Below are 20,261 nucleotides of genomic sequence, written 5' to 3' on the forward strand. Positions count from 1 at the left end.
GCTTAATTGGGGTGCTTCAGTTCCACCCGGCGGATGTCCTTGACGATCACCAGATAGCTGAGCACCGTAACCAGCGCGTTGACCCCCACGAACACGAGCGCGCCGTTGAACGAACCCGTGACGCTGAGGATATAGCCAATCACGATCGGCGTCACGATGCCCGCGATATTGCCGAACGTGTTGAAGATGCTGCCGGCCAGGCCGATGACTTCCTTCGGCGCGGTATCGGCGACCACGGCCCAGCCCAGCGCGCCGATGCCCTTGCCGAAGAACGCCAGCGCCATGATGCCGACCACGAGCCATTCGGCATCGACGTAATTGCACGCGATCATGCTCACCGACAGCAGCATGCCGGCAACGATAGGCACCTTGCGCGCGACCGTCAGCGTATAGCCGCGACGCAGCAGCGTGTCGGAGATCACGCCGCCCAGCACGCCGCCGAGGAAACCGCAGATCGCGGGCAACGACGCGACGAAACCGGCCTTCAGGATCGACATGCCGCGCGCCTGCACCAGATACACGGGGAACCAGGTCAGGAAAAAGTACGTGAGCACGTTGATGCAGTACTGGCCGAGGTACACCCCGGCGAGCATGCGGTTGGACAGAAGCTGGCGCGCATAGAACCAGCCGGCGGGCGCGGACTTCCCGTCGTCCTTGCCGTCGCTGCCGCTCATATGGATCAGGCCACCGCCCTGCTCGATATGGTCGAGCTCGGCCTGGTTGATCGACGGATGCGTGGCCGGGCTATGCATGACCTTGAGCCACACGAGCGCCAGCAACATGCCCAGGCCGCCCATCCACAGGTACACGTGGTGCCAGCCGATCTCGTGCGTGAGCCAGGCCATCAGCGGCGTGAACACGACCGCGGCGAAGTACTGCGCCGCATTGAAGATCGCCGACGCGGTGCCGCGCTCGGCCGTCGGGAACCAGCTCGCCACGACCTTCGCATTGGCCGGAAACGCCGGCGATTCGGCGAGGCCCACGGCAAAACGCAGCACGAACAGCACGACCATCGCGGAGGCGAACGTCGCGAAGATGCCGAGCCAGCCCTGCAGCAGCGTGAAGAACGACCATGCGAAAATGCTGGCCGCGTAGATCTTGCGCGCGCCAAAGCGGTCGAGCAGCCAGCCGCCCGGCAACTGCGCCAGCACGTAAGCCCAGCTGAACGCGGAGAAGATAAAGCCCATCTGCACGGCATCGAAACCGAACTCCTGGCGCATGGCCGGGCCAGTGATGGAGAGCGTGGCGCGGTCGGCGTAATTGACCGTGGTCACCACAAAGATCAGCAGAAGAATCCAGTAACGGACGTTGGTGCGGCGCGCGCCGGAGTCGGCGTGCGCGGCGGGAACGGTATTCGCGGGGTTGAAACTCATCGGGTCTCCTCACAACCGTTGACCCCATAGCGGCATGCAGCGGGATCGGCTTGTGAATGTCATCTACACAACAGTCGTCGTACGACATCGATTATAGAGACGCGATTCCTGCACCAGTATCTCGCGTTTACCCTATGATGCGGTGCACACGGTCCGCAACCGGCACCATCATGGGGAAAACCCGCCAAGCGTTGTCCCGCTTGGGTTTCCTTTCAATTCCCTTGCACGGCCTGGCCCGCTGGATCGCGCACGCCATCTCGGTGCTTACCCTGAGCCTGGCGGATCGTACTTGCTTCCCGAAAGGCTTGGTTGTACGATGACTTATCTCAACGCACCACCACCACCCTTTCTTCGCCATGTGGCGATCAGGAACAGCGACATGACTACACCGCAAGAACTCAAGCAGATCATCTCCGAAGGCCTGCTGTCGTTCCCCGTGACCGACTTCGACGCGCAAGGCAACTTCCGCGCGGACACCTATGCAGCCCGCCTTGAATGGCTCGCGCCGTATGGTGCGTCGGCCCTGTTCGCGGCCGGCGGCACCGGCGAGTTCTTCTCGCTGACGCAACAGGACTATTCGAACGTCATCCGCACCGCGGTGGAAACCTGCCGTGGCAAGGTGCCCATCCTGGCCGGTGCCGGTGGCCCGACCCGCGTGGCGATCGAATACGCGAAGGAAGCGGAACGTCTGGGCGCGCACGGCATCCTGCTGATGCCGCATTACCTGACGGAAGCCAGCGAAGACGGGATTGCCAACCATATCGAAGAGGTTTGCAAGGCCACCAAGTGCGGCGTGATCGTCTACAACCGCGCCAACTCGCGCATCGGCGCCGACCTGCTGGCCAAGGTCGTGGACAAGTGCCCGAACCTGATCGGTTTCAAGGACGGCGTGGGCGACATCGAAGCGATGGTGCGCGTGCGCCGCAAGCTCGGCGACCGTCTGGCTTACCTCGGTGGCCTGCCGACCGCCGAAGTCTACGCCGCCGCCTACAAGGCACTGGGCGTGCCCGTGTACTCGTCGGCCGTGTTCAACTTCATCCCGAAGACCGCGATGGAGTTCTACCGCGCGATCGCCGCGGACGATCACGAGACCGTCGGCAAGCTGATCGACTCGTTCTTCCTGCCGTACCTGGACATCCGTAACCGCAAGCAAGGCTACGCGGTGTCGATCGTAAAGGCCGGCGCCAAGCTGGTCGGCTACGATGCGGGCCCGGTGCGCGCACCGCTGACGGACCTGACCGGCGCGGAACTGGAACAGCTGGACGCGCTGATCAAGAAGCTCGGACCGCAGTAAGTCGATGTACCCCCCCTCGGGGAGGACGCCTCAAAAAAAACGGCCCCCGCAGGGGCCGTTTTTTATTGCACGCCAAACCGCGCGGCCGGCTTGCTGCGCGACAGGTTCGGCCCCAGCGCCGCACGCGCGGACTCGAACGCATTCCAGTCCGCCACCTCGGGCAGCGACGGCACGGTCACCACTTCGCCCTGATCGAAGCCGGCCAGTGCCGCATCGACGAGATCGTCGCCGCTCATCACCCACTCCTGCGGCAGCGCGTCCACCGAGTGGCCCGCCACATCCCAGAACTCCGTGCGCGTCGCGCCCGGCAGTACGGCCTGCACGCGCACGCCCTTGTCCGCGAGTTCGTGTTGCAGGGACTGCGTGAAGGCCAGCACGAACGCCTTGGAGCCGCCGTACACGCCGTTCAGCAGCGTGGGCGCCACCGCGACGATCGACGCGATATTGATGATGGTGCCAGCGCCGCGGGCCACGAAGCCCGGTACGGCGGCATAGGTCAGGCGCGTCAGCGCCGTCACGTTGACCTCGATCATCGCCTGCATCGTGTCCACGTCCGCCTGCAGCAGCGGCGCCGCGGCGCCCACGCCGGCGTTGTTGACCAGCACCGTGATGGCCGGATCGTCACGGAGCAGCTGCTCCACGCGCTTCATGTCTTCCACCTTGCCCAGGTCCGCGACGACGATCTGCGCGGTGCGGCCGGTCTCGCGCTCGATGCGCGCGGCCAGTTGCTCGAGGCGGCCCCGGTTGCGCGCGACGAGGATCAGATCGTGACCGCGGCGGGCGAGACGGTCCGCGTAGATGGCGCCGATACCCGACGATGCGCCCGTGACGACTGCCTTGCCCGTGTTTTGCTTGCTCATGATGAAGACTCCGATTCCTGTGACATTGAGAGTTGCGGGCGGGTATGCCGCCTGCCTGATGCCAAGATTAGTGCCATAATGCAATGGCTCAAATGTCATAGAAACCACCTTTTCTGCCATGCTCAAGATCGCTATCGCGCTGTATCCGGGGTTCCAGGTGCTGAACCTCGCGGTCTCCACCGTGCTCGAGTTCGCCAACAAGGAACTGCCGGAGCCGCTGTATGCCGTGCATCTGCTCTCCGAGCACGGCGGGCCCGTCATGTGCTCGGGCGGGTTCACGGTGACCACGGAGCCCTTCAACCGCCGCCGCTACGACACGGTGCTCGTGGTCGGCGACAACGACGTCCGGCCGACGCCGCCCGCGCTCGTCGAGTTTCTCCGCCGCACGGCGAAGACCGCGCGCCGCATGGGCGCGACGTGCACGGGCGCGTTCAATCTGGCCGAGGCCGGTGTGCTGGCGGGCCGGCGCGCGACCACGCACTGGTTCCATGCGGACATGCTGCGCGAGCGGTATCCCGATATCGAGGTGGAGGACGATCGCATCTTCATTACCGATGGATCGGTGTGGACGTCGGCCGGCATGACGGCGTGCATCGACCTCGCGCTGGCGATCGTCGAGCGCGACTGCGGCCCCGAGGTGGCGCGCGACGTTGCCAAGAAGCTCGTGGTCTATCACCGGCGCACCGGCGGTCAGTCACAGTATTCGAAGATGCTGGAGCTGCAGCCGCGCTCGGACCGCATCCAGGCGGCACTCGATTACGCGCGGTCCAATCTGCAGGACGAGTTGTCGGTCGATCAGCTCGCCGAGGCCGCGCATCTGAGCCCGCGGCAGTTTGCGCGCGCATTTCGCGAGGAAACCGGCGAGACGCCGGCCAAGGCCGTCGAGCATCTGCGCGTGGAAGCCGCGCGCCTCATGATGGAATCGGGCCGGCATTCGATCGACGTGGTCGCCCGCGAGACGGGCTTCGGCGATCGCGAGCGCATGCGCCGCTCTTTTCTGCGCGCGTACGGTCAGCCGCCGCAGGCGATTCGACGCATGGCGCGCGGCGCGGCCACCGCCACGGCCGCATGACGTCGGCGGGAACTGTCGGCACAAAAAAACAAGGCCCTCCACAAGGGAGGGCCTTCGGCAAGACTGGCACCGGAGAACCGGTGCCAGATACCAGGCGCACTGTCAGGCGGCTATCAGGCCGCTGCGTCCTTCAGCTTCTTCAGCGGACGGACCTTGACCTTCACGCTGGCAGGCTTGGCCGGGAACCAGCGCTCTTCGCCGGTGAACGGGTCCTTGCCGAAGCGCTTCTTCTTGGCCGGCACTTGCTGCGCGGTCACCTTCAGCAGGCCCGGCAGCGTGAATTCGCCAGCGCCCTTCTTGTTCAGCGCGCTGACGATCGTGTTTTCCAGATGGGCCAGCACCGTCTTCACGGCCTTCGGCTCCAGCTGGGTCTGTGCCACCAGGTGAGCGACCAGGCTCGACTTGTTGAAGGTGTCCTTCAGCGGCTTGGCGACGGGCGTCGCAGCAGCCGGAGCAGCCTTCTTTGCCGGAGCGGCCTTCTTGGCAGCAGTCTTGGGCGCCGCAGCCTTCTTGGCAGCGGTCTTGGTTGCAGCGGGCTTCGCTGCAGTCTTCGCGGTCGGTTTCGCTTTGGTCGCCATATCCAATAAACAAGAGTTCAAGAGTTGAACAAAACGTCCGGCACCAATCTCAACGTCCCGTTGCAAAGCTGTCGTACTACGCTTGCCTTGCAACGAATCGACACGCTGTCGATCCTGGGTGCCGGTACGCACTGAATCATAGCGGAAACAGCCGCGAGTCAAGGAGTTTTCGTAAGCCAGATACGTGAAACCCAGTGAAAACCCCGTGTTTTGTCGCTGGTTTGCGTCAGCATGCATGCGTTGGTGGGGTACGTCCCCCCACTTTCGCGTCCCCGGTGCCCTGTCACACTCTGTTTTCTAGTGTCCGTGCGCACCCGTCGTGGCACCCGTCGCCGCACCCAACGCAACACGCAAACGCCGTGCGAAACCCAGTGCGAACGCGGTTTCCGCAACCAGGAACAGTGGGCCGATCAGCAGTCCGGCCAGGTCATCGACGAACGCCGGCTTGCGTCCCTCGTAGTGGTGACCGACGAACTGGATGATCCATCCGACTACGAACAGTCCGATGCCTGCGCCGAGCCAGACCACGTCCGGCATGGCCGCGAGCCAGGCGCCGACCGCAACGAACACCGCGAGAATCGCCGCCATCGCCGCACCGAATGCGAGCGACAACCGCAGGTAGAACAGGCACGAGAGCACGTACACGACGATTGCCGGCGTCAGAAACATCGGGCCGTCGCCGAGCGCGATCGCGGGCCGCGCGAGCAGCGTCGTGACGGCCAGCACGATCATCGGGATGCCGATAAAGTGCGTGAACACATTGCGGGGGTTGCGATGGTAGGCGGCGTACTGGCCAAGATGATCGATCAGGGTTTTCACGGGCGTCTCCGCGCTGTTGTTGTCCTCCCATGGTAGGCACGATCGCGTGGAAGATGTCTTCCAAACGCGTGCCATGCATCGCGTGAATTGCCCGCAGAAAGTTTGCTGATAAGCGTGCCGGCGTGGGTGTTTAGCTGTGGACTGCGCGTGCGGGGCGTCTCCATAATGGGCCGACATCGAAAAACAATCGGGAGACATCCATGTCATTGTTCGATCTGACCGGCAAGGTTGCGATCATCACGGGTTCCTCGCGCGGCATCGGCCGGGCGATCGCGGAGCAGATGGCCGTACAGGGTGCCAAAGTGGTGATTTCTTCGCGCAAGCTGGACGCATGCGAGGAGGTGGCCGCGGCCATCAACGCGGAGCATGGCGAAGGCACCGCGATCGCGGTGGCGGCCAGCATTTCATCGAAGGCGGATCTGCAGCGGCTGGTCGATGAGACCAACCGCGTGTTCGGACGTATCGACGTGCTGGTGTGCAACGCGGCCTCGAATCCCTACTACGGTCCGATGAGCGGCGTCAGCGACGAGCAGTTCCGCAAGGTGCTCGACAACAACGTGATTGCCAATCACTGGCTTATCCAGATGGTGGCGCCGCAGATGATCGCGCGGCGCGATGGGTCCATCGTCATCGTGTCGTCGATCGGCGGACTGCGGGGGTCGCCGACGATCGGCGTCTACAACGTGTCGAAGGCCGCGGATTTCCAGCTCGCGCGCAACCTCGCGGTCGAGTTCGGACCGCACAACGTGCGCGTGAACTGCATTGCGCCGGGGCTCATCAAGACGGATTTCGCGCGCGCGCTGTGGGAAGATCCGGTGCGCTATCGGCAGTCGACGGAGGGGGCGCCGCTGCGGCGCATCGGCGAGCCGATCGAGATCGCCGGCGCGGCGTGCTTCCTCGCCTCCGCCGCGAGTTCGTTCATGACCGGCCAGGCGGTGGTCGTGGATGGCGGCGTGACGATCTGACGCGCGGTTCGATGTTGATTACTTCACGGGAATCGCGGTTTCCGCCGGCACCGGCACCGCGGTGACCGCGTTCTGCGGGCTGCCGCTGACGATGCGGTCCGAGTACGTGAGGTACACGAGCGTATTGCGCTTGCGGTCCACCGCGCGCACCACGTGCAAGGTCTTGAACAGGACCGACATGCGCTCGGAGAACACGTCCTCCTGTGCACGCAGCGGGCCCTTGAACGAGATCGGGCCCACCTGCCGGCAGGCGATCGACGCCTCGGGCGGGTCTTCCGCCATGCCGAGCGAACCCTTGATGCCGCCGGTGCGGGCGCGCGACACGTAGCACGTCACGCCCTGCACCTGCGGGTCGTCATACGCCTCGATGACGACCTTGTCCGAGCCCGTCACGCGGAAGTTCGTGCTGACGCTGCCGATCTCCTCCGCCCCGGCGGGCGCCGCCGCCATCGCGCACGCGACGGCAGCCCCACAGACCGTCATCCATCCCCATCGTTCGCTTTGCATAGGCGCTCCGCTCACCCGACCGACCGCTGCTTGATGTCGTCGTGGCGCTTTTCCATTTCCTGCCGCAACGCGCGGCGCTGCTGCGCGGCTTCGAAGCGCTGGCGCTCTTCCTCGTCGCGCGGCTGCAGCGACGGCACCTCGGCTGGCTGCCCGTTGTCGTCCACGGCGACCATCGTGAAATAACAGCTATTGGTATGGCGCACGAGCTTGCTGCGGATATTCTCGGTAATCACCTTGATACCGATTTCCATCGAGCTGCGGCCCGTGTAGTTGACCGACGCCAGAAAGGTCACGAGCTCGCCCACGTGGATGGGCTGGCGGAACATGACCTGGTCCACCGACAGCGTGACCACGTAGCGGCCCGCATAACGGCTGGCGCAGGCATACGCGACCATATCCAGGTATTTGAGAATGGTGCCCCCGTGCACGTTGCCGGAGAAGTTGGCCATGTCCGGCGTCATCAGCACGGTCATGGAAAGCTGGTGGGACAGATCGTTCATCGCGGGTATTCCATAAACAGGCCAGAAGCGAGCTTGGCTCGCGCGCGCAGTTTAACCCGGCGCAGCGTCGCGATAAACGAATGGGAAGCAGAAAAAAGAAAAGCGGCCCGGAAGGCCGCTTTGCGACTTGTCGAACGCGAAAGTCTTACTTCTTCTTGTTCACGGCGTCCTTGAAGCCTTGGCCGGCGGAGAACTTCACCGTCTTGGCGGCCGGGATCTTGATGGTTTCGCCGGTACGCGGGTTACGGCCGGTACGGGCCGCGCGCTTGCCGGAGCTGAAGCTGCCGAAACCCACGAGCGTCACCGAATCACCCTTTGCAACTGCCTTCTTGATACTGTCCAGCGCTGCGTTCAACGCGCGCTCGGCGGCGGCGTTGCTGAGTTCTGCGTCCGCGGCGATGGCCGATACCAGTTCACCTTTATTCATGGCTGATTTCCCTTGTTTGGTCGTCGTCACCGATGTATCTGCCAGGCGGCAAATCACCGATCGGCGCAGTCTAATCTGCCCTTCGCGCCAAGCGCAATCCCAAGTGGCACCAATGCAACGGAAATCGCCGCAAATCGTTCCCTGACAAGACTTAGCGGGGGTTTTACCCCTCTTTTCGGGCAATCGAACGGCCCCGCGAGGGCCGCCCGTTCGACACCCCGGCCCCACCGAACCGTCCGCCCGACCGTGGTGCAACGCACCGTTTTGCGGCATGAAGACGCACCGAAATGCTGCATATCGAGGCATCGAAACCCGGCGTTCCGGTCTCGCCATCCGGGCGGCAGGCGTGGCCGGCCGACGCCGCGACGCCATCCCGGTGCACTCCGCACCGCGTTCGGGCGCGATTCGCCCCGTTTTAGCCCATTCTGGAATGCTTCTTGCGTACTCGCGCTCCCATTTTGCGCATGAGGTCACAATGGAAAACTGGAAGTCTGGCACGGATGCCCTGTTCATCCTGCTTGGAGCGATCATGGTGCTGGCCATGCATGCGGGATTCGCGTTCCTGGAACTCGGGACGGTCCGAAAGAAAAACCAGGTCAATGCACTCGTGAAAATCCTCGTTGATTTTGCCGTTTCAACGATTGCTTACTTTTTCATTGGTTATACCGTGGCCTATGGCGTCCAATTCATGTCGAGCGCGGAGGTTCTGGCGCAGAAAAACGGCTATGAATTGGTGAAATTCTTCTTTCTCGCGACGTTTGCTGCGGCGATTCCCGCAATTATTTCCGGCGGTATCGCGGAACGTTCGCGCTTCAGCCCGCAGCTGGTCGCCACGTTCATCCTCGTCGGCTTCGTGTATCCGTTCTTCGAGGGCATTGTCTGGAACCAGCATTTCGGCGTGCAGGACTGGATCGCGCGCGTGGCCGGCGCCCCGTTCCACGACTTTGCCGGCTCGGTGGTCGTGCATGCGGTCGGTGGCTGGATTGCGCTGCCCGCCATTCTGCTGCTTGGCGCGCGCCGCGGCCGCTATCAGAAGGACGGCCGCATCAGCGCGCATCCGCCGTCGAACATTCCGTTTCTCGCGCTGGGCGCCTGGGTACTCGCTGTGGGCTGGTTCGGCTTCAACGTGATGAGCGCGCAGAGTGTCGACAAGATCAGCGGACTGGTGGCCATCAACTCGCTGATGGCGATGGCCGGCGGCACGCTGTCAGCCTGGTGGGCCGGCCGCAACGATCCGGGCTTTGCGTACAACGGCCCGCTGGCCGGTCTCGTCGCGGTCTGCGCGGGCTCGGACCTCATGCATCCGCTCGGCGCGCTCGTGACCGGCGCCATTGCCGGCGTGCTGTTCGTGCATCTGTTTACGCTCGCGCAGAACAAATGGCATATCGATGACGTACTGGGCGTCTGGCCGCTGCATGGCCTCTGTGGCGCGTGGGGCGGCATTGCCGCGGGCATCTTCGGCTCCCATGCGCTGGGCGGCCTTGGCGGGGTGTCCATCGGCGCGCAGCTGATCGGCACGGGACTGGGCATCGTGATCGCCGTCGTCGGCGGCACGGTCGTCTACGGCACGCTCAAGAAGTTCGTCGGTATCCGGCTCGATCCCGAGGCCGAATTCCATGGCGCGGACCTGACGCTGCACCGCATCTCGGCGACGCCCGAGCGCGAGACCAACTGGTAAGCCGCTCTCTCCGCCATCCCCCGAAGCCACCCAATGGGTGGCTTTTTTTGCGGCCCGCGGCTGCGGTGCCGCTGCCGATTGGCGGCTTCGGGCGGCCGCCTTTATTCCCTCCTGCGGATTATTTACTTGAACTTCCGCATTTGCGGGGCCAATAATGCCTTGCCCGCTTGTCGCATTTCTGCCAATTTGCGGCGCCGCGCGGGCCGTCGTTTCCAGCTTCCCATCACTGGAGAATGCCCATGGATTCCGAATCGCTGCTCAGTTTCCGCGACGTCGTCATCGGCTACGCCACTGTCTTCGGCGTCAAGATTCTCGCCGCGCTCGCCTTCTGGATCGTCGGCCGGTGGCTGATCCACTTCGTCGTCCGCATGTTGCAGAAAACGCTGGGGCGCCAGCAGGTGGACCCGACGCTGATGCGCTATATCGGCTCGATCGTCACGGTCACGCTGAACGTCGTGCTGGTCATCGGCATCCTCGGCTACTTCGGCATCCAGACCACGACGTTCGCGGCGCTGATTGCCGCGGCAGGCGTAGCCATCGGCATGGCATGGTCGGGGCTGATGTCGAACTTCGCGGCCGGTGCGTTCCTGATCGTGCTGCGGCCGTTCAAGGTCGGAGATTTCGTGACCATCGGCGGCGTCACGGGCACCGTGCGCGAGGTGGGGCTGTTTGCCACCACGCTCGATACGCCGGACAACGTGCTGACCGTCGTGGGCAACAACAAGATCTTCACCGACACCATCCAGAACTTCTCGGCGAATGCCTTCCGCCGCGTCGAACTCAAGGCGCAGCTGGCGGGCTCGACCGATGCGGCGGCCGCCGTGGCCCTGCTCAAGGCACGCATCGCGGCCATTCCCAACGTGCTGACGGAACCGCCGGTCGATGTCGAGATCCTCGAGTTCACGCTCGTGGGCCCCGTGCTTGCCGTGCGGCCGTACTGCCATAACGACCATTACTGGCAGGTGTACTTCGACACCAACCGCGTGATTCGCGAAAGCTTCGGCGAGGCGGGGTTCGCGGCCCCGATGCCGGCACAGGTGGTGGTGATGCAGGGCGCGCCGGCGATGCCGATGACCCCGGCGCAGTCGGCGAACGAGGCCGCCTAGTCCTCAGGCTGCCGGCTGGCGCGCCAGACCGGCATGCCCATACCACCGCATCGCCATCGCCGCCACGCCGCACACCGCCATCACCACGGCGAGCGGTAGTGCGGTGCCGTCGTGCCAGAAGCTGACCGCGGCACCCGCGAGGGTGCCGAGCGTGAATTGCAGCGTGCCCATCAGCGCCGATGCCGTGCCCGCGCGATGGCCCTGATGGGAGAGCGCGAGGGCCGAGGCGTTCGGCAGGATGCATCCCATGCCGGACAGGCACACGAAGAAGCAGACCAGCAGCACCGGCAGCGTTGCCGTCCCGGTCAGCGCGGCCGCCGCGAGGACCACGCCTGCCAGACAGGGCGCGAACAGCGCGACGCGTAGCACGCCGTCCAGCGAACGCGCGCGCACGAGCCGCGCGTTGACCTGCGCCATGGAGATCAGGCCAAACGCGTTGGCGCCGAACACGAAGCCATAGTACGAAGGATCGATGCCGTGGAGTTCGATAAGCACGAACGGCGAGCCGGCGATGTACGCGAACATGGCCGCCTGCGAGCAGCCCGCCGCGAGCGTGTAGCCGACGAACTCCCGCGCGCGCAGCAGGTCCGCATAGCTCCGCATCACGGAAGCCGGATGCAACGGCTGCGCCCGCGCGGGATCGAGCGACTCTTCCATGCGGCGATGCACGAGCAGCAGAATCAGCAGCGCCGCGCCGCAATGCACCCAGAAGATCGCGCGCCAGCCGAACGACGCGAGAAGCGCGCCGCCGATGATGGGCGCGAGAATCGGCGCCAGGCCCATGACCAGCATCAGCGACGAGAACGCGCGCGCGGACTCTCGCGCTTCCAGCCTGTCCCGGATGACCGCGCGCGACACCACGATGCCCGCGCATCCACCCAGCGCCGCCAGGAAACGCCACCACATCAGCGACTCCACGCTGCCCGCGAGCGCGCAACCGGCCGCCGCGAGCGCATAGAGCACGAGGCCCAGATACAACGGCGGCTTGCGTCCGTAGCGATCGCTGATCGGCCCGTAGAACGCCTGCCCGATCGCCAGCCCGATCAGAAACGCGCCAAGCGTCAGCTGGATGCGGCTGATATCGACGTGCAGGTCCGCCGCGAGCGCCGGAAAGCTCGGGAGGTACATGTCGATGGAAAGCGGCGCGAGCGCGGTCAGCGACGCGCAGATCAGCAGCCAGAGGGGAAAACGCGGAGACGTCATGGAGATTCCGGAAAGCGGGCGGGACGGCGAGCGGCCCCGAGGAAGGAGGTGCGCGGCCCGGCAAACGGCGATTGTTACATAACCGTGCCCCGGGAACGCGTGACGGCACACCCGTCAAGTGGTGGCTTTCCCCGTATCCACGATTCTGTCGCAAACCGCGCAATGGGCCGGATGCCATACGTGGCGCGGCTTTCGCGCATGGCGAGGTGGAGGGTACAATGCCTGCCTGTCGGCGCGCGTGACGTGCCGGCCGCGCAGCCAGACGCATCGCGGACGACGGATCATCACGGGAACCGTCCCCGGCAACGTTATCCTGCATGACCAGACAATATTCGCCGTTGATTGCCACGCTGAGCCTGGCCGCTATCGCGACCTGGCTGCCGCCTTTGCCCGTGCAGGCGGCACCAGTGCGAGGCGGTCCGCCACTCGCGCAACCCGCCCCGCCGCCGACGCCACCGGCCGTCGACGAAGCGGACGCGCTATCGCGCATGCTCAAGGGCGCCGCCACCGGCCAGAACACCGGCGCGGCCGGCGTGCCCGAATTCCTGCGCAATACCAACCGCCCCGACAGCATCCTCGCGCGCGCGTGCAGGCAGCTGAACGACGTGCTGCCGATGGACATCGATGCCGAGACGCGGCTGCGCCGCTGCCAGTCGGTACCGGGCAAGCACGTACTGTTTCAGCTGGAACTCACGAACTATCGCGGCCCGATGCTCGACCTCGCCAGTTTCGAGGTCAACTATGCGGCGCCGCTCCAGCGCAATATCTGCGCAAACCGTGACGTGGAAATCCTGACCAAGCTCGGGGTCAGCATGATGTTTCGCTACATGACGCGAAACGACCGCGGCGAGCGCCGCGTCGGAGACGTGTACATCAACGCGCCGATCTGTGTATCGGCCCTGCGGTAGCGGTACGACGCCACCACGAAAAACAAGGCCCCGTGTGTCAGACGGGGCCTTGTCGTTTCCGGCGTTTGAAGTTCCGGCGCTTGAAAGTCAGGCCGGTCGCGGGCGCAGCGGCAGCACGTTGGCCGCGCGGCGCATCAGCACGCGCGTTTCCTTCCATGCCGCATCGGCCAGCGGCGACGCCCACACCAGTTCATGCAGGCGCGACAGCGCGAACGGATCGCCCAGCAGCAGATGCTTCTGGGTGGCGCTCAGCGCGCCGGGCCCATGGGTCAGCGCGTGCTGCACCAGCGAGGCATGCTGCATGCGCGTCGGTTCCGGCTGCACGCGGCGCGCGCTGGACGTGGCGCACATCAGCGCGTTGGTCACCGGGTCCACCACCGCATCGACGAAGCCCGGCACTTCATGTGCGGACTCCACATGCTGCTGCGTTTCCACGACCTCGCGCGGCACCTGCGTTTCTTCGGGGATCATGAACAGCCCCGCGCGGCGCGCGGCGCGGCCCAGCGAAACGCGCGACAGAAACACCGACAGCGGAATCGACAGCGCCAGCGAACCGACGATCGGCAGCAGCCACCAGATAAAGCCCGGGCTCAGCCAGTACACCCCGCCGCCCCAGACCAGGCCGAGCAGCGTGTGGCCACCGTGGCGACGGAATGCTTCGCCCCACGTGGTTTCCGCGTCTTCCCGCGGCGGCGATTTCCACGAAATGCCCCAGCCGCTGTAAGCCGCGACCACGAACTTCGTATGGAACAGCATGCGTGTCGGGGCCAGCAACGCGGAGAGCGTCACCTCGATCAGCATGCTGAGCACGAGCCGTACCGGACCGCCGTAGTTGCGCGCATCCTTCATCAACAGCAGCACGCTCAGGATCTTCGGCAGGAACAGCAGCGTCGCCGTGGCCGAGAACAGCGCGAGCGCCTTCTCCGGATGCCACTCGGGCCAGGTCGGGAAGAACTGGTACGGCTGCGAGAAATACGTCGGGGGCACCAGCGCGTGCTTGGCCAGCATCGCCGTCGAGAGCAGCAGGAACAGGAACCACAACGGTGCCGACAGGTAGGCCATGATGCCCGTCAGGAACACCGCGCGGTGCACCGCGTGGAAGCCCTGCTTCATCCATAGCCGGAAGTTCATCAGGTTGCCCTGGCACCAGCGGCGGTCGCGCTTGACCTCGTCGAGCAGGTTCGGCGGCATTTCCTCGAACGAGCCCGGCAGATCGTAGGCGATCCACACGCCCCACCCCGCGCGCCGCATCAGCGCCGCTTCGACGAAGTCGTGCGAGAGGATTTCGCCCGAAAGCGGTCCCTTGCCCGGCAGCGGCGCGAGCGCGCAATGCTCCATAAAGGGCTTGATGCGGATAATCGCGTTATGGCCCCAGTAATGGGACTCGCCAAGCTGCCAGTAATGGAGGCCGGCCGTGAACAGCGGACCGTACACGCGCGTGGAGAATTGCTGCACGCGCGCATAGAGCGTGTCGCGTCCCACCGCGATCGGGGCGGTCTGGATAATGCCCGCGCCCGGATTCGCTTCCATCAGCCGCAGCATCGTGGCCAGGCATTCGCCGCTCATCACGCTGTCCGCATCGAGCACGATCATATAGCGGTACTTGCTGCCCCAGCGGCGGCAGAAGTCCGCCACATTGCCCGTCTTGCGCTTGACGCGGTGACGGCGCCAGCGGTAGAAGATGCGGCCGAAGCCGCCGACCGCGCGGCACACTTCCATCCACGCGTCGTGTTCGGCGGTACGCAGATCGGGATTGCCGCTGTCCGACAGCACGAAGAAGTCGAACGGCGCCATCTGCCCGGTGCGCTCGAGCGATTCGTACGTGGCGCGCAGCCCCGCGAATACGCGGGTCACGTCCTCGTTGCAGATCGGCATGATCACGGCCGTGCGCGCCTTGGGGTCGATCGGCGCATCGCCCGCGGCCGAGCGCGAGATCAGATGCTTGTCGCCGCCCTTGGCCAGCACGAGGAAACCCATCATCGCGGTCCAGAAGCCCGCGGACACCCACGAGAACAGCACCGCGAACAGCACGAGGATCGCCACTTCGAGCGGATCCGCGCCCTTGTACGGCAGCACGTTGGTCATGGCGTACGTGGCGGCCGCGGTCTGCGCGACCACGAGGCCCAGCAGGAACCAGCGGCGATGCGAGCCGGCCGGATGCCACTTGCCTTCCGCGTCGGGGCCGTCATGCAGCGTGTCCCACGTCTCGGGCACGGGCGGGCGGCCGACCATGCGGCGCCACGTATTGCGCAGCCAGCCGCTCACCACGTGCGGCGGCCACTGGCGCGGCACCATCGATGCGCGCTCGGGGTCGGGCCCCGTGTTGACATGCACGGTGCCGTCGTCGCGACGCTGGAGCAGCGGTTCGCCGTCGATCTGCGGATTGCCGTAAGCCATGCCGAAGCGGCGGCCCACGGAAGCATAGGTGGCGCCGCCGGGCGTCGTCGCGTCCGGAGACGCGGGACGCGGGCCTTCTTTCGACGGCTCGCGCAGGCCCGCCAGGCGGGTCTGCAATTCAATCATGGCCGAGGGCGTCTCGCTGCCATCGGCCGGCACGCACGTCACCGGCGTCGGTTGGGCGTCTGCGAGCAGTTCGCTGCGCAACTCCGGCGATGCGGGCAGGCGATCGACATATCGCTCGCATGCTGCCGCCAGGGCCGGGCGCTGCTTTAGCCGGGGGGTAAGATGTAGCTCCATGTCTCGGAAAGAGTCGTATTGCCGTTGCGAAGATAGCCGCGCAACTCAACCGGCTTGTTCTCGTCCTTGCGGCGCAGGAACATCGTCATGCGCCATCCACCCGTTGCCTCGTTCCGCACCACCGACGTCTTGAGCAGTTCGCCGTTGGCATCGGCCGAGATCACGGGCTCCAGCTTTGTCTCCTCGGGCAGCTTCTTGAACGCCGGACCTTCGAAATCGACGGTCAGCGAGAAGCTCGTATCGTCAGGCTTGCGTGTGAGGCCCTGCCCGCGCCGGGTCTGCGTGACCCACGACAGCGGCGGCAGGTTGGCCGTCTCCTTCTGCCAGAGCAGGCGGTATTCGTAGTCGAAGGCCTGCTTCGGCTTCGGCGGATTGTCGGGAATCCAGTACGCAACGATGTTGTCGTTGGTCTCGTCCGGCGTCGGAATCTGCACGAGCTCGATACGGCCCGAGCCCCAGTTGCCGCGCGGCTCGACCCAGCCGCTGGGGCGGCGCTCGTACCAGGAGCCGATCTCCTGGTAGTTGTCGAAACTGCGGTCGCGTTGCATGAGGCCGAACCCCTGCGGATTGGTCGAGGCGAATGACGTCACGAGCAGACGCTTCGGATTCACGAGCGGGCGCCAGACCCATTCGCCCGTGCCGAGATGAATCGACAGGCCGTCCGAGTCATGCACTTCGGGGCGCACGTCGACGGTGGGCGACGGCTGATTCTCGCCGAACAGATACATGCTGGTCAGCGGCGCGAGGCCCAGCTTGGTGACGTTCTCTCGCAAGAATAGTCGCGCCTTGACCTCCATGACAGTTTCCGTGCCGGGCTTGATGATGAAGCGATACGCGCCGGACAGGCGGCGCGAGTCCATCAGCGCGTACAGGGTCAGCTGCTTGTCGTTCGGGCCCGGACGCTCGATCCAGAATTCGGTGAAGCGCGGAAACTCCTCGCCCGAATTCAGGCCCGTGTCCACGGCGATGCCGCGTGCCGACAGGCCGTACCACTGGTCGCGGCCCAACGCGCGGAAATAGCTGGCGCCGAGGAACGACGCGAGCTCGTCCTTCTTGCCCTTGGTGCCCTGGTTCACCGGATACATGAGGCGGAATCCGGCGAAACCAAGCCCCTTGAGCTTGGCCGGGTCGACCTTGTGCGGGCCGTAGTTGAACGCCGTGGGATCGAAGCGGAACTCGCGCACGCTGCCGCCGACGATTTCATTGATGCGCACGGGCTGGTCGAACACCATGCCTTCGTGGAAGAACGACAGCTCGAACGGCAGCCGCGCATTGCGCCAGGCAAAGCGCTCGGGCTTGTATTCAATGTCCTTGTAACGCTCGTAGGACAGTTCGGCGAGTTCGCGTGGCAGATTTTGCTGCGCAGGCTTGTAAGGCGCGCCCGCCAGCTGACGCGCGCGCGCGGACACGGTTTCGAAGTCGAATGCGTGCGCGGCGGTGGCTGCCACCATCGTCGTCAGCATGACCGCGCCGGCCCCGAGCCATCGCGCCAGTCTTCCATGCAGGCGTCCGAAGGCGACACGGGCGCGCATCTCGGGCGGTTGGCAGGCGGAACGGTGCGGAAAATCTGGCAGGGGCGAGACGGTCATGAAGGCCGGTTGAATCTTGCGGTTGAAGGGTGTGGCGTGGCGGGCGAAGGGAGAGAGCAAGAGCCGAGAGAGCAAGAGCCGGACCATCGCCACCATGCGAGGGCAGACCTTAACAATTCGCGTCTAAAAAGTCACGTTTCCTGCACGCAAGGTTTGCAACAAAATGAAACCCCTGTCGGCTGGAAGCCGCTCCACACAAGCGTTTGCGGGCGATCGCCCACTTTTTGGCCGTGCGGGGCGCGGGCCGGTTACATGAATGAGACCCTGACGCGGCACGCTGCGGCGCGCATACAATGGACGAGGCGCCACTTCGGGACGACCCGAAGCGCCGCCCTCCCATCTCCGTCACTTCGTTCAGGAGCCGTCATGCCCACTCGGAAGTCGATTCGGTCCGCACTGCTAACGGGCCTGGTCCCCACTTTGATGCTTGGCGCGAGCGCGCCCGCCCTCGCCTACTTCGATCACTACCTCTCGGGCAGCATCATCGGCACATTGAATCAGAAGGAAGCCGCCGCGTTGCAGCAGATCGTCAGGAAAGCGCTCGTCGACACCGCCGACGACACGGCGGTGGAATGGCATTACCCGGCGGAAGGCCGCCGGCAGGCGATCGACGGCACCATCACGCCCGTCCAGAGCAAGACGGACAAGGGCCAGTCGTGCCGCCGGCTGAAGTCGGACCTCAAGCGCGGCAGCGCGACCGAAGCGTGGTCGGGCTGGTTCTGCAAGCAGTCGAACGGCCAGTGGAAGGCGCGTCAGGTGTCCGACTGAACGGCCTAGCGGCAGAGCTTGTCGATCAACTCGCCGGCGATGGTGCCGGTCTGCGCGCGCTGCGGCTTGCCGAGCTGCGGCGCGTGGATCGTATAGATGGACTCGCCGCGCGCGAAACGCTTGCTGTAGAGCGTCTGCTCCACCACGGCATACATCGACGTGGCGCAGTTGAGGACCATGCGCTTGAGCGACGAGCGGATGGTCTCGCCGCTCGTGGTGCGGATGACGCCGGCCGGCGAATTGCGCACGACGACGACGCCGACCTCGCTGCCGCGGCGGCGCACGGCGGTCTGGTCGAAGTACGACACCATGCCGGTCGTGCCGAGCACGGGCAGCCAGCGTTGCGGATCGGGAGGTGCGGCCTCCACCTGCCCGCTGCCTGTGGTGCTGCCTGTGGTGCTGCCTGTGGTGCTGCCTGTGGTGCTACCCATCCTGGGCATGGCACCGGACATGGCACCTGGCATCTCCATGCCGTCATCGGCATGGACCACGGCGGTGAAGCAGGTAGCCGCGATGGCAAAGGCGGTCGCGGCGAGACGAACTGAATGGGACATTGGGGCTGCCCTCGTGCGGACGGGAGAAAAAGCAGGACCCGATTGTCGCATACGCATGCGGGGGCTTTGGCCCCCGCGGTGCGTATTGTTTCAATTTTCTTGCAGCCCCTCAGCAGGCATTCGCTTCGCGCCACGCCGCGAGATCGGCGATCGTGAGCACGGGCAGGCCATGCTCGCGCGCGAACACGAGTGCCTCGGGCTGGCGGGCCATGGTGCCATCGGGGTTCATCAGCTCGCACAGCACGGCGGCCGGCTGCAGGCCCGCGAGGCGCGCGAGATCGACCGATCCCTCGGTATGGCCGCGGCGCGCGAGCACACCGCCATCGCGCGCGACGAGCGGAAACACGTGGCCAGGGCTCACGACGGCATCGGCCTCGCCCGACACCGCGGCATGGATCGTCGTGATGCGGTCGACGGCGCTGACACCGGTGGTCACGCCTTCGCGCGCCTCGATGGAGACCGTGAACGCGGTGCCGTACTGGCTGCGATTGTTCTCGACCATCGGCCGCAGGCCGAGCTCGCGCACACGCGCCGCGGTCAGGCACAGGCACACGATGCCGCTGCATTCGCGGATCATCATCGCCATGTTGGCGGGCGTGAGCCGCTCAGCGGCGAGGATCAGGTCGGCCTCGTTCTCGCGGTCGTCGTCGTCGAGCAGCACGACGGGGCGGCCTTCACGCATGGCATCGAGCGCGCGCGCGATGCGTTCGGCGAGGGAACCGGAAACGCTGGACTCGTTGGAAATTTCGGAAACTTCGGGATCGGCGGAAATGCTCTGCATTGAAACGCTCCATAAAGGCAAGGACTGTGGGCGTTTCAGGGGAGGACAGGCGACCGCGCACGACCGCGCGCGCGTGGAAAGCGCACGACAGGTCGTGACGAGGCGCCCCATCTTCTTTCATCCGGACTATGACCGTCGGCCCTGGCCTCTCACCAGGTCTGCTGACCCCGCATTCGCATGCGGGCGCTCGCGGGCTCGTCGCGGGCCATGGGAATGACCGCGTGCGACATACCGCCGGTGGGGACTTTCACCCCGCCCTGAAGACGTAACGTTACCGTCGCGAAGGCTCCGCGGCGGCGCAGCGATGTTAACACGTCCGCACGTTTGCCGCCGGGCGCGACCCCGGTTTGCGGGACCTACGTCACACGCGGGTGGTATGCTAGGCCTTCTTCTTCAATACCCGCGCGCGCAAGGGCGTGCACCCTGATGGAAATTGCCATACTGCTGGCGCTGATTCTTCTCAACGGTCTTTTCGCGATGTCGGAGATCGCGCTCGTCACCGCGCGCAAGGCGCGGCTGCAGCGTCTGATCGAAGACGGCGGTAGCGGGGGGGTCGCCGCGGGGAAGCGTTGGGGGGGTACC

Annotated in this window: 20 protein-coding genes and 1 riboswitch; of the genes, 8 read left to right on the forward strand and 12 right to left on the reverse strand. The window is 65.3% G+C overall.

Annotated elements, in window-relative coordinates; all coding sequences use genetic code 11:
• Nucleotides 1-2 precede the first annotated feature (2 nt).
• A complete protein-coding gene (locus AAHB16_RS13495) occupies nt 3-1,373 on the reverse strand; it encodes an MFS transporter (RefSeq protein WP_150377034.1) in 1,371 nt (456 codons plus the stop codon).
• A gap of 379 nt (nt 1,374-1,752) precedes the next feature.
• Here AAHB16_RS13495 and kdgD point away from each other — a divergent pair, with 379 nt between their 5' ends.
• Nucleotides 1,753-2,667 carry a 5-dehydro-4-deoxyglucarate dehydratase gene (kdgD, locus tag AAHB16_RS13500; RefSeq protein WP_150377033.1) on the forward strand — a complete coding sequence of 305 codons (915 nt, stop codon included), beginning with the start codon at nt 1,753-1,755 and terminating at the stop codon, nt 2,665-2,667.
• Nucleotides 2,668-2,729: 62 nt separating this feature from the next.
• Here the strand turns inward: kdgD and AAHB16_RS13505 are convergent, their stop codons facing one another.
• Complete coding sequence (locus AAHB16_RS13505) at nt 2,730-3,527, reverse strand: SDR family NAD(P)-dependent oxidoreductase (RefSeq protein WP_191002316.1); 798 nt, start codon at nt 3,525-3,527, stop codon at nt 2,730-2,732.
• Nucleotides 3,528-3,645: 118 nt separating this feature from the next.
• Here AAHB16_RS13505 and AAHB16_RS13510 point away from each other — a divergent pair, with 118 nt between their 5' ends.
• Nucleotides 3,646-4,599 (forward strand): GlxA family transcriptional regulator, encoded by a 954-nt coding sequence (locus AAHB16_RS13510; RefSeq protein WP_150377032.1) that lies wholly within the window; start codon nt 3,646-3,648, stop codon nt 4,597-4,599.
• 113 nt (nt 4,600-4,712) lie between these two features.
• Here AAHB16_RS13510 and AAHB16_RS13515 read toward each other — a convergent pair whose 3' ends face one another.
• Together AAHB16_RS13515 and AAHB16_RS13520 are read right to left on the reverse strand one after the other, a co-directional pair.
• A complete protein-coding gene (locus AAHB16_RS13515) occupies nt 4,713-5,177 on the reverse strand; it encodes an HU family DNA-binding protein (RefSeq protein ID WP_150377610.1) in 465 nt (154 codons plus the stop codon).
• Between the two features lie 297 nt (nt 5,178-5,474).
• Complete coding sequence (locus tag AAHB16_RS13520; protein ID WP_150377031.1) at nt 5,475-5,996, reverse strand: Mpo1 family 2-hydroxy fatty acid dioxygenase; 522 nt, start codon at nt 5,994-5,996, stop codon at nt 5,475-5,477.
• A gap of 200 nt (nt 5,997-6,196) precedes the next feature.
• On the opposite strand from AAHB16_RS13520, the gene AAHB16_RS13525 reads away from it, so the two are divergent.
• A complete protein-coding gene (locus tag AAHB16_RS13525) occupies nt 6,197-6,961 on the forward strand; it encodes an SDR family oxidoreductase (RefSeq protein WP_150377030.1) in 765 nt (254 codons plus the stop codon).
• 18 nt (nt 6,962-6,979) lie between these two features.
• Here AAHB16_RS13525 and AAHB16_RS13530 read toward each other — a convergent pair whose 3' ends face one another.
• The 3 genes from AAHB16_RS13530 to AAHB16_RS13540 all read right to left on the reverse strand — a co-directional run bounded on the left by AAHB16_RS13530 (nt 6,980) and on the right by AAHB16_RS13540 (nt 8,395).
• Nucleotides 6,980-7,444, reverse strand: a complete 465-nt coding sequence (locus AAHB16_RS13530) for a CreA family protein (RefSeq protein WP_342051117.1) — start codon at nt 7,442-7,444, stop codon at nt 6,980-6,982.
• 35 nt (nt 7,445-7,479) lie between these two features.
• Entirely contained in the window at nt 7,480-7,968 is a 489-nt protein-coding gene (locus tag AAHB16_RS13535; protein WP_342051112.1) for an acyl-CoA thioesterase, read from the reverse strand.
• A gap of 145 nt (nt 7,969-8,113) precedes the next feature.
• On the reverse strand, nt 8,114-8,395 hold the full coding sequence (locus tag AAHB16_RS13540; protein ID WP_109583182.1) for an HU family DNA-binding protein: 282 nt from the start codon (nt 8,393-8,395) through the stop codon (nt 8,114-8,116).
• Between the two features lie 475 nt (nt 8,396-8,870).
• Here AAHB16_RS13540 and AAHB16_RS13545 point away from each other — a divergent pair, with 475 nt between their 5' ends.
• Both AAHB16_RS13545 and AAHB16_RS13550 read left to right on the forward strand, forming a co-directional pair.
• Complete coding sequence (locus AAHB16_RS13545) at nt 8,871-10,073, forward strand: ammonium transporter (protein ID WP_150377607.1); 1,203 nt, start codon at nt 8,871-8,873, stop codon at nt 10,071-10,073.
• Nucleotides 10,074-10,312: 239 nt separating this feature from the next.
• Nucleotides 10,313-11,179 (forward strand): mechanosensitive ion channel family protein, encoded by an 867-nt coding sequence (locus AAHB16_RS13550; protein ID WP_150377028.1) that lies wholly within the window; start codon nt 10,313-10,315, stop codon nt 11,177-11,179.
• A gap of 3 nt (nt 11,180-11,182) precedes the next feature.
• On the opposite strand, the gene AAHB16_RS13555 is transcribed toward AAHB16_RS13550, so the two are convergent.
• Nucleotides 11,183-12,382: a Bcr/CflA family multidrug efflux MFS transporter gene (locus AAHB16_RS13555; protein ID WP_150377027.1), complete on the reverse strand. Its 1,200-nt coding sequence runs from the start codon at nt 12,380-12,382 to the stop codon at nt 11,183-11,185.
• 317 nt (nt 12,383-12,699) lie between these two features.
• On the opposite strand from AAHB16_RS13555, the gene AAHB16_RS13560 reads away from it, so the two are divergent.
• The gene (locus tag AAHB16_RS13560; protein ID WP_150377026.1) at nt 12,700-13,290 is read left to right on the forward strand and encodes a hypothetical protein; all 591 of its coding nucleotides are present in this window, start codon (nt 12,700-12,702) and stop codon (nt 13,288-13,290) included.
• Between the two features lie 87 nt (nt 13,291-13,377).
• Here AAHB16_RS13560 and mdoH read toward each other — a convergent pair whose 3' ends face one another.
• Together mdoH and AAHB16_RS13570 are read right to left on the reverse strand one after the other, a co-directional pair.
• Nucleotides 13,378-15,987: a glucans biosynthesis glucosyltransferase MdoH gene (gene mdoH, locus AAHB16_RS13565; protein ID WP_342051113.1), complete on the reverse strand. Its 2,610-nt coding sequence runs from the start codon at nt 15,985-15,987 to the stop codon at nt 13,378-13,380.
• Nucleotides 15,960-17,519, reverse strand: a complete 1,560-nt coding sequence (locus AAHB16_RS13570) for a glucan biosynthesis protein G (protein WP_191002315.1) — start codon at nt 17,517-17,519, stop codon at nt 15,960-15,962. The genes mdoH and AAHB16_RS13570 overlap by 28 nt, the downstream gene beginning before the upstream one ends.
• A 423-nt stretch (nt 17,520-17,942) precedes the next feature.
• Between AAHB16_RS13570 and AAHB16_RS13575 the strand changes: the two genes are divergently transcribed.
• Entirely contained in the window at nt 17,943-18,344 is a 402-nt protein-coding gene (locus AAHB16_RS13575) for an RT0821/Lpp0805 family surface protein (RefSeq protein WP_150377023.1), read from the forward strand.
• Between the two features lie 5 nt (nt 18,345-18,349).
• Here AAHB16_RS13575 and AAHB16_RS13580 read toward each other — a convergent pair whose 3' ends face one another.
• Together AAHB16_RS13580 and ribB are read right to left on the reverse strand one after the other, a co-directional pair.
• A complete protein-coding gene (locus AAHB16_RS13580; protein WP_342051114.1) occupies nt 18,350-18,898 on the reverse strand; it encodes a surface-adhesin E family protein in 549 nt (182 codons plus the stop codon).
• A 109-nt stretch (nt 18,899-19,007) separates the two neighbouring features.
• Nucleotides 19,008-19,679 (reverse strand): 3,4-dihydroxy-2-butanone-4-phosphate synthase, encoded by a 672-nt coding sequence (gene ribB, locus AAHB16_RS13585; RefSeq protein WP_150377021.1) that lies wholly within the window; start codon nt 19,677-19,679, stop codon nt 19,008-19,010.
• Nucleotides 19,680-19,784: 105 nt separating this feature from the next.
• A riboswitch (FMN riboswitch) is annotated at nt 19,785-19,948 on the reverse strand.
• Nucleotides 19,949-20,105: 157 nt separating this feature from the next.
• Here ribB and AAHB16_RS13590 point away from each other — a divergent pair.
• Nucleotides 20,106-20,261: CNNM domain-containing protein (locus AAHB16_RS13590; protein ID WP_342051118.1), on the forward strand; the 156-nt coding region annotated here is incomplete at its 3' end.

Source organism: Cupriavidus sp. OTU4054, from assembly GCF_038440175.1.
Lineage (GTDB): Bacteria > Pseudomonadota > Gammaproteobacteria > Burkholderiales > Burkholderiaceae > Cupriavidus > Cupriavidus pauculus_D.

Coding starts and splice junctions, on each gene's coding strand:
- AAHB16_RS13495 (WP_150377034.1), bottom strand. CDS start 1,373: ATGAGTTTCAACCCCGCGAATACCGTTCCCGCCGCGCACGCCGACTCC.
- kdgD (WP_150377033.1), top strand. CDS start 1,753: ATGACTACACCGCAAGAACTCAAGCAGATCATCTCCGAAGGCCTGCTG.
- AAHB16_RS13505 (WP_191002316.1), bottom strand. CDS start 3,527: ATGAGCAAGCAAAACACGGGCAAGGCAGTCGTCACGGGCGCATCGTCG.
- AAHB16_RS13510 (WP_150377032.1), top strand. CDS start 3,646: ATGCTCAAGATCGCTATCGCGCTGTATCCGGGGTTCCAGGTGCTGAAC.
- AAHB16_RS13515 (WP_150377610.1), bottom strand. CDS start 5,177: ATGGCGACCAAAGCGAAACCGACCGCGAAGACTGCAGCGAAGCCCGCT.
- AAHB16_RS13525 (WP_150377030.1), top strand. CDS start 6,197: ATGTCATTGTTCGATCTGACCGGCAAGGTTGCGATCATCACGGGTTCC.
- AAHB16_RS13530 (WP_342051117.1), bottom strand. CDS start 7,444: ATGACGGTCTGTGGGGCTGCCGTCGCGTGCGCGATGGCGGCGGCGCCC.
- AAHB16_RS13535 (WP_342051112.1), bottom strand. CDS start 7,968: ATGAACGATCTGTCCCACCAGCTTTCCATGACCGTGCTGATGACGCCG.
- AAHB16_RS13540 (WP_109583182.1), bottom strand. CDS start 8,395: ATGAATAAAGGTGAACTGGTATCGGCCATCGCCGCGGACGCAGAACTC.
- AAHB16_RS13545 (WP_150377607.1), top strand. CDS start 8,871: ATGGAAAACTGGAAGTCTGGCACGGATGCCCTGTTCATCCTGCTTGGA.
- AAHB16_RS13550 (WP_150377028.1), top strand. CDS start 10,313: ATGGATTCCGAATCGCTGCTCAGTTTCCGCGACGTCGTCATCGGCTAC.
- AAHB16_RS13555 (WP_150377027.1), bottom strand. CDS start 12,382: ATGACGTCTCCGCGTTTTCCCCTCTGGCTGCTGATCTGCGCGTCGCTG.
- AAHB16_RS13560 (WP_150377026.1), top strand. CDS start 12,700: ATGACCAGACAATATTCGCCGTTGATTGCCACGCTGAGCCTGGCCGCT.
- mdoH (WP_342051113.1), bottom strand. CDS start 15,987: ATGGAGCTACATCTTACCCCCCGGCTAAAGCAGCGCCCGGCCCTGGCG.
- AAHB16_RS13570 (WP_191002315.1), bottom strand. CDS start 17,519: ATGCGCGCCCGTGTCGCCTTCGGACGCCTGCATGGAAGACTGGCGCGA.
- AAHB16_RS13575 (WP_150377023.1), top strand. CDS start 17,943: ATGCCCACTCGGAAGTCGATTCGGTCCGCACTGCTAACGGGCCTGGTC.
- AAHB16_RS13580 (WP_342051114.1), bottom strand. CDS start 18,898: ATGTCCCATTCAGTTCGTCTCGCCGCGACCGCCTTTGCCATCGCGGCT.
- ribB (WP_150377021.1), bottom strand. CDS start 19,679: ATGCAGAGCATTTCCGCCGATCCCGAAGTTTCCGAAATTTCCAACGAG.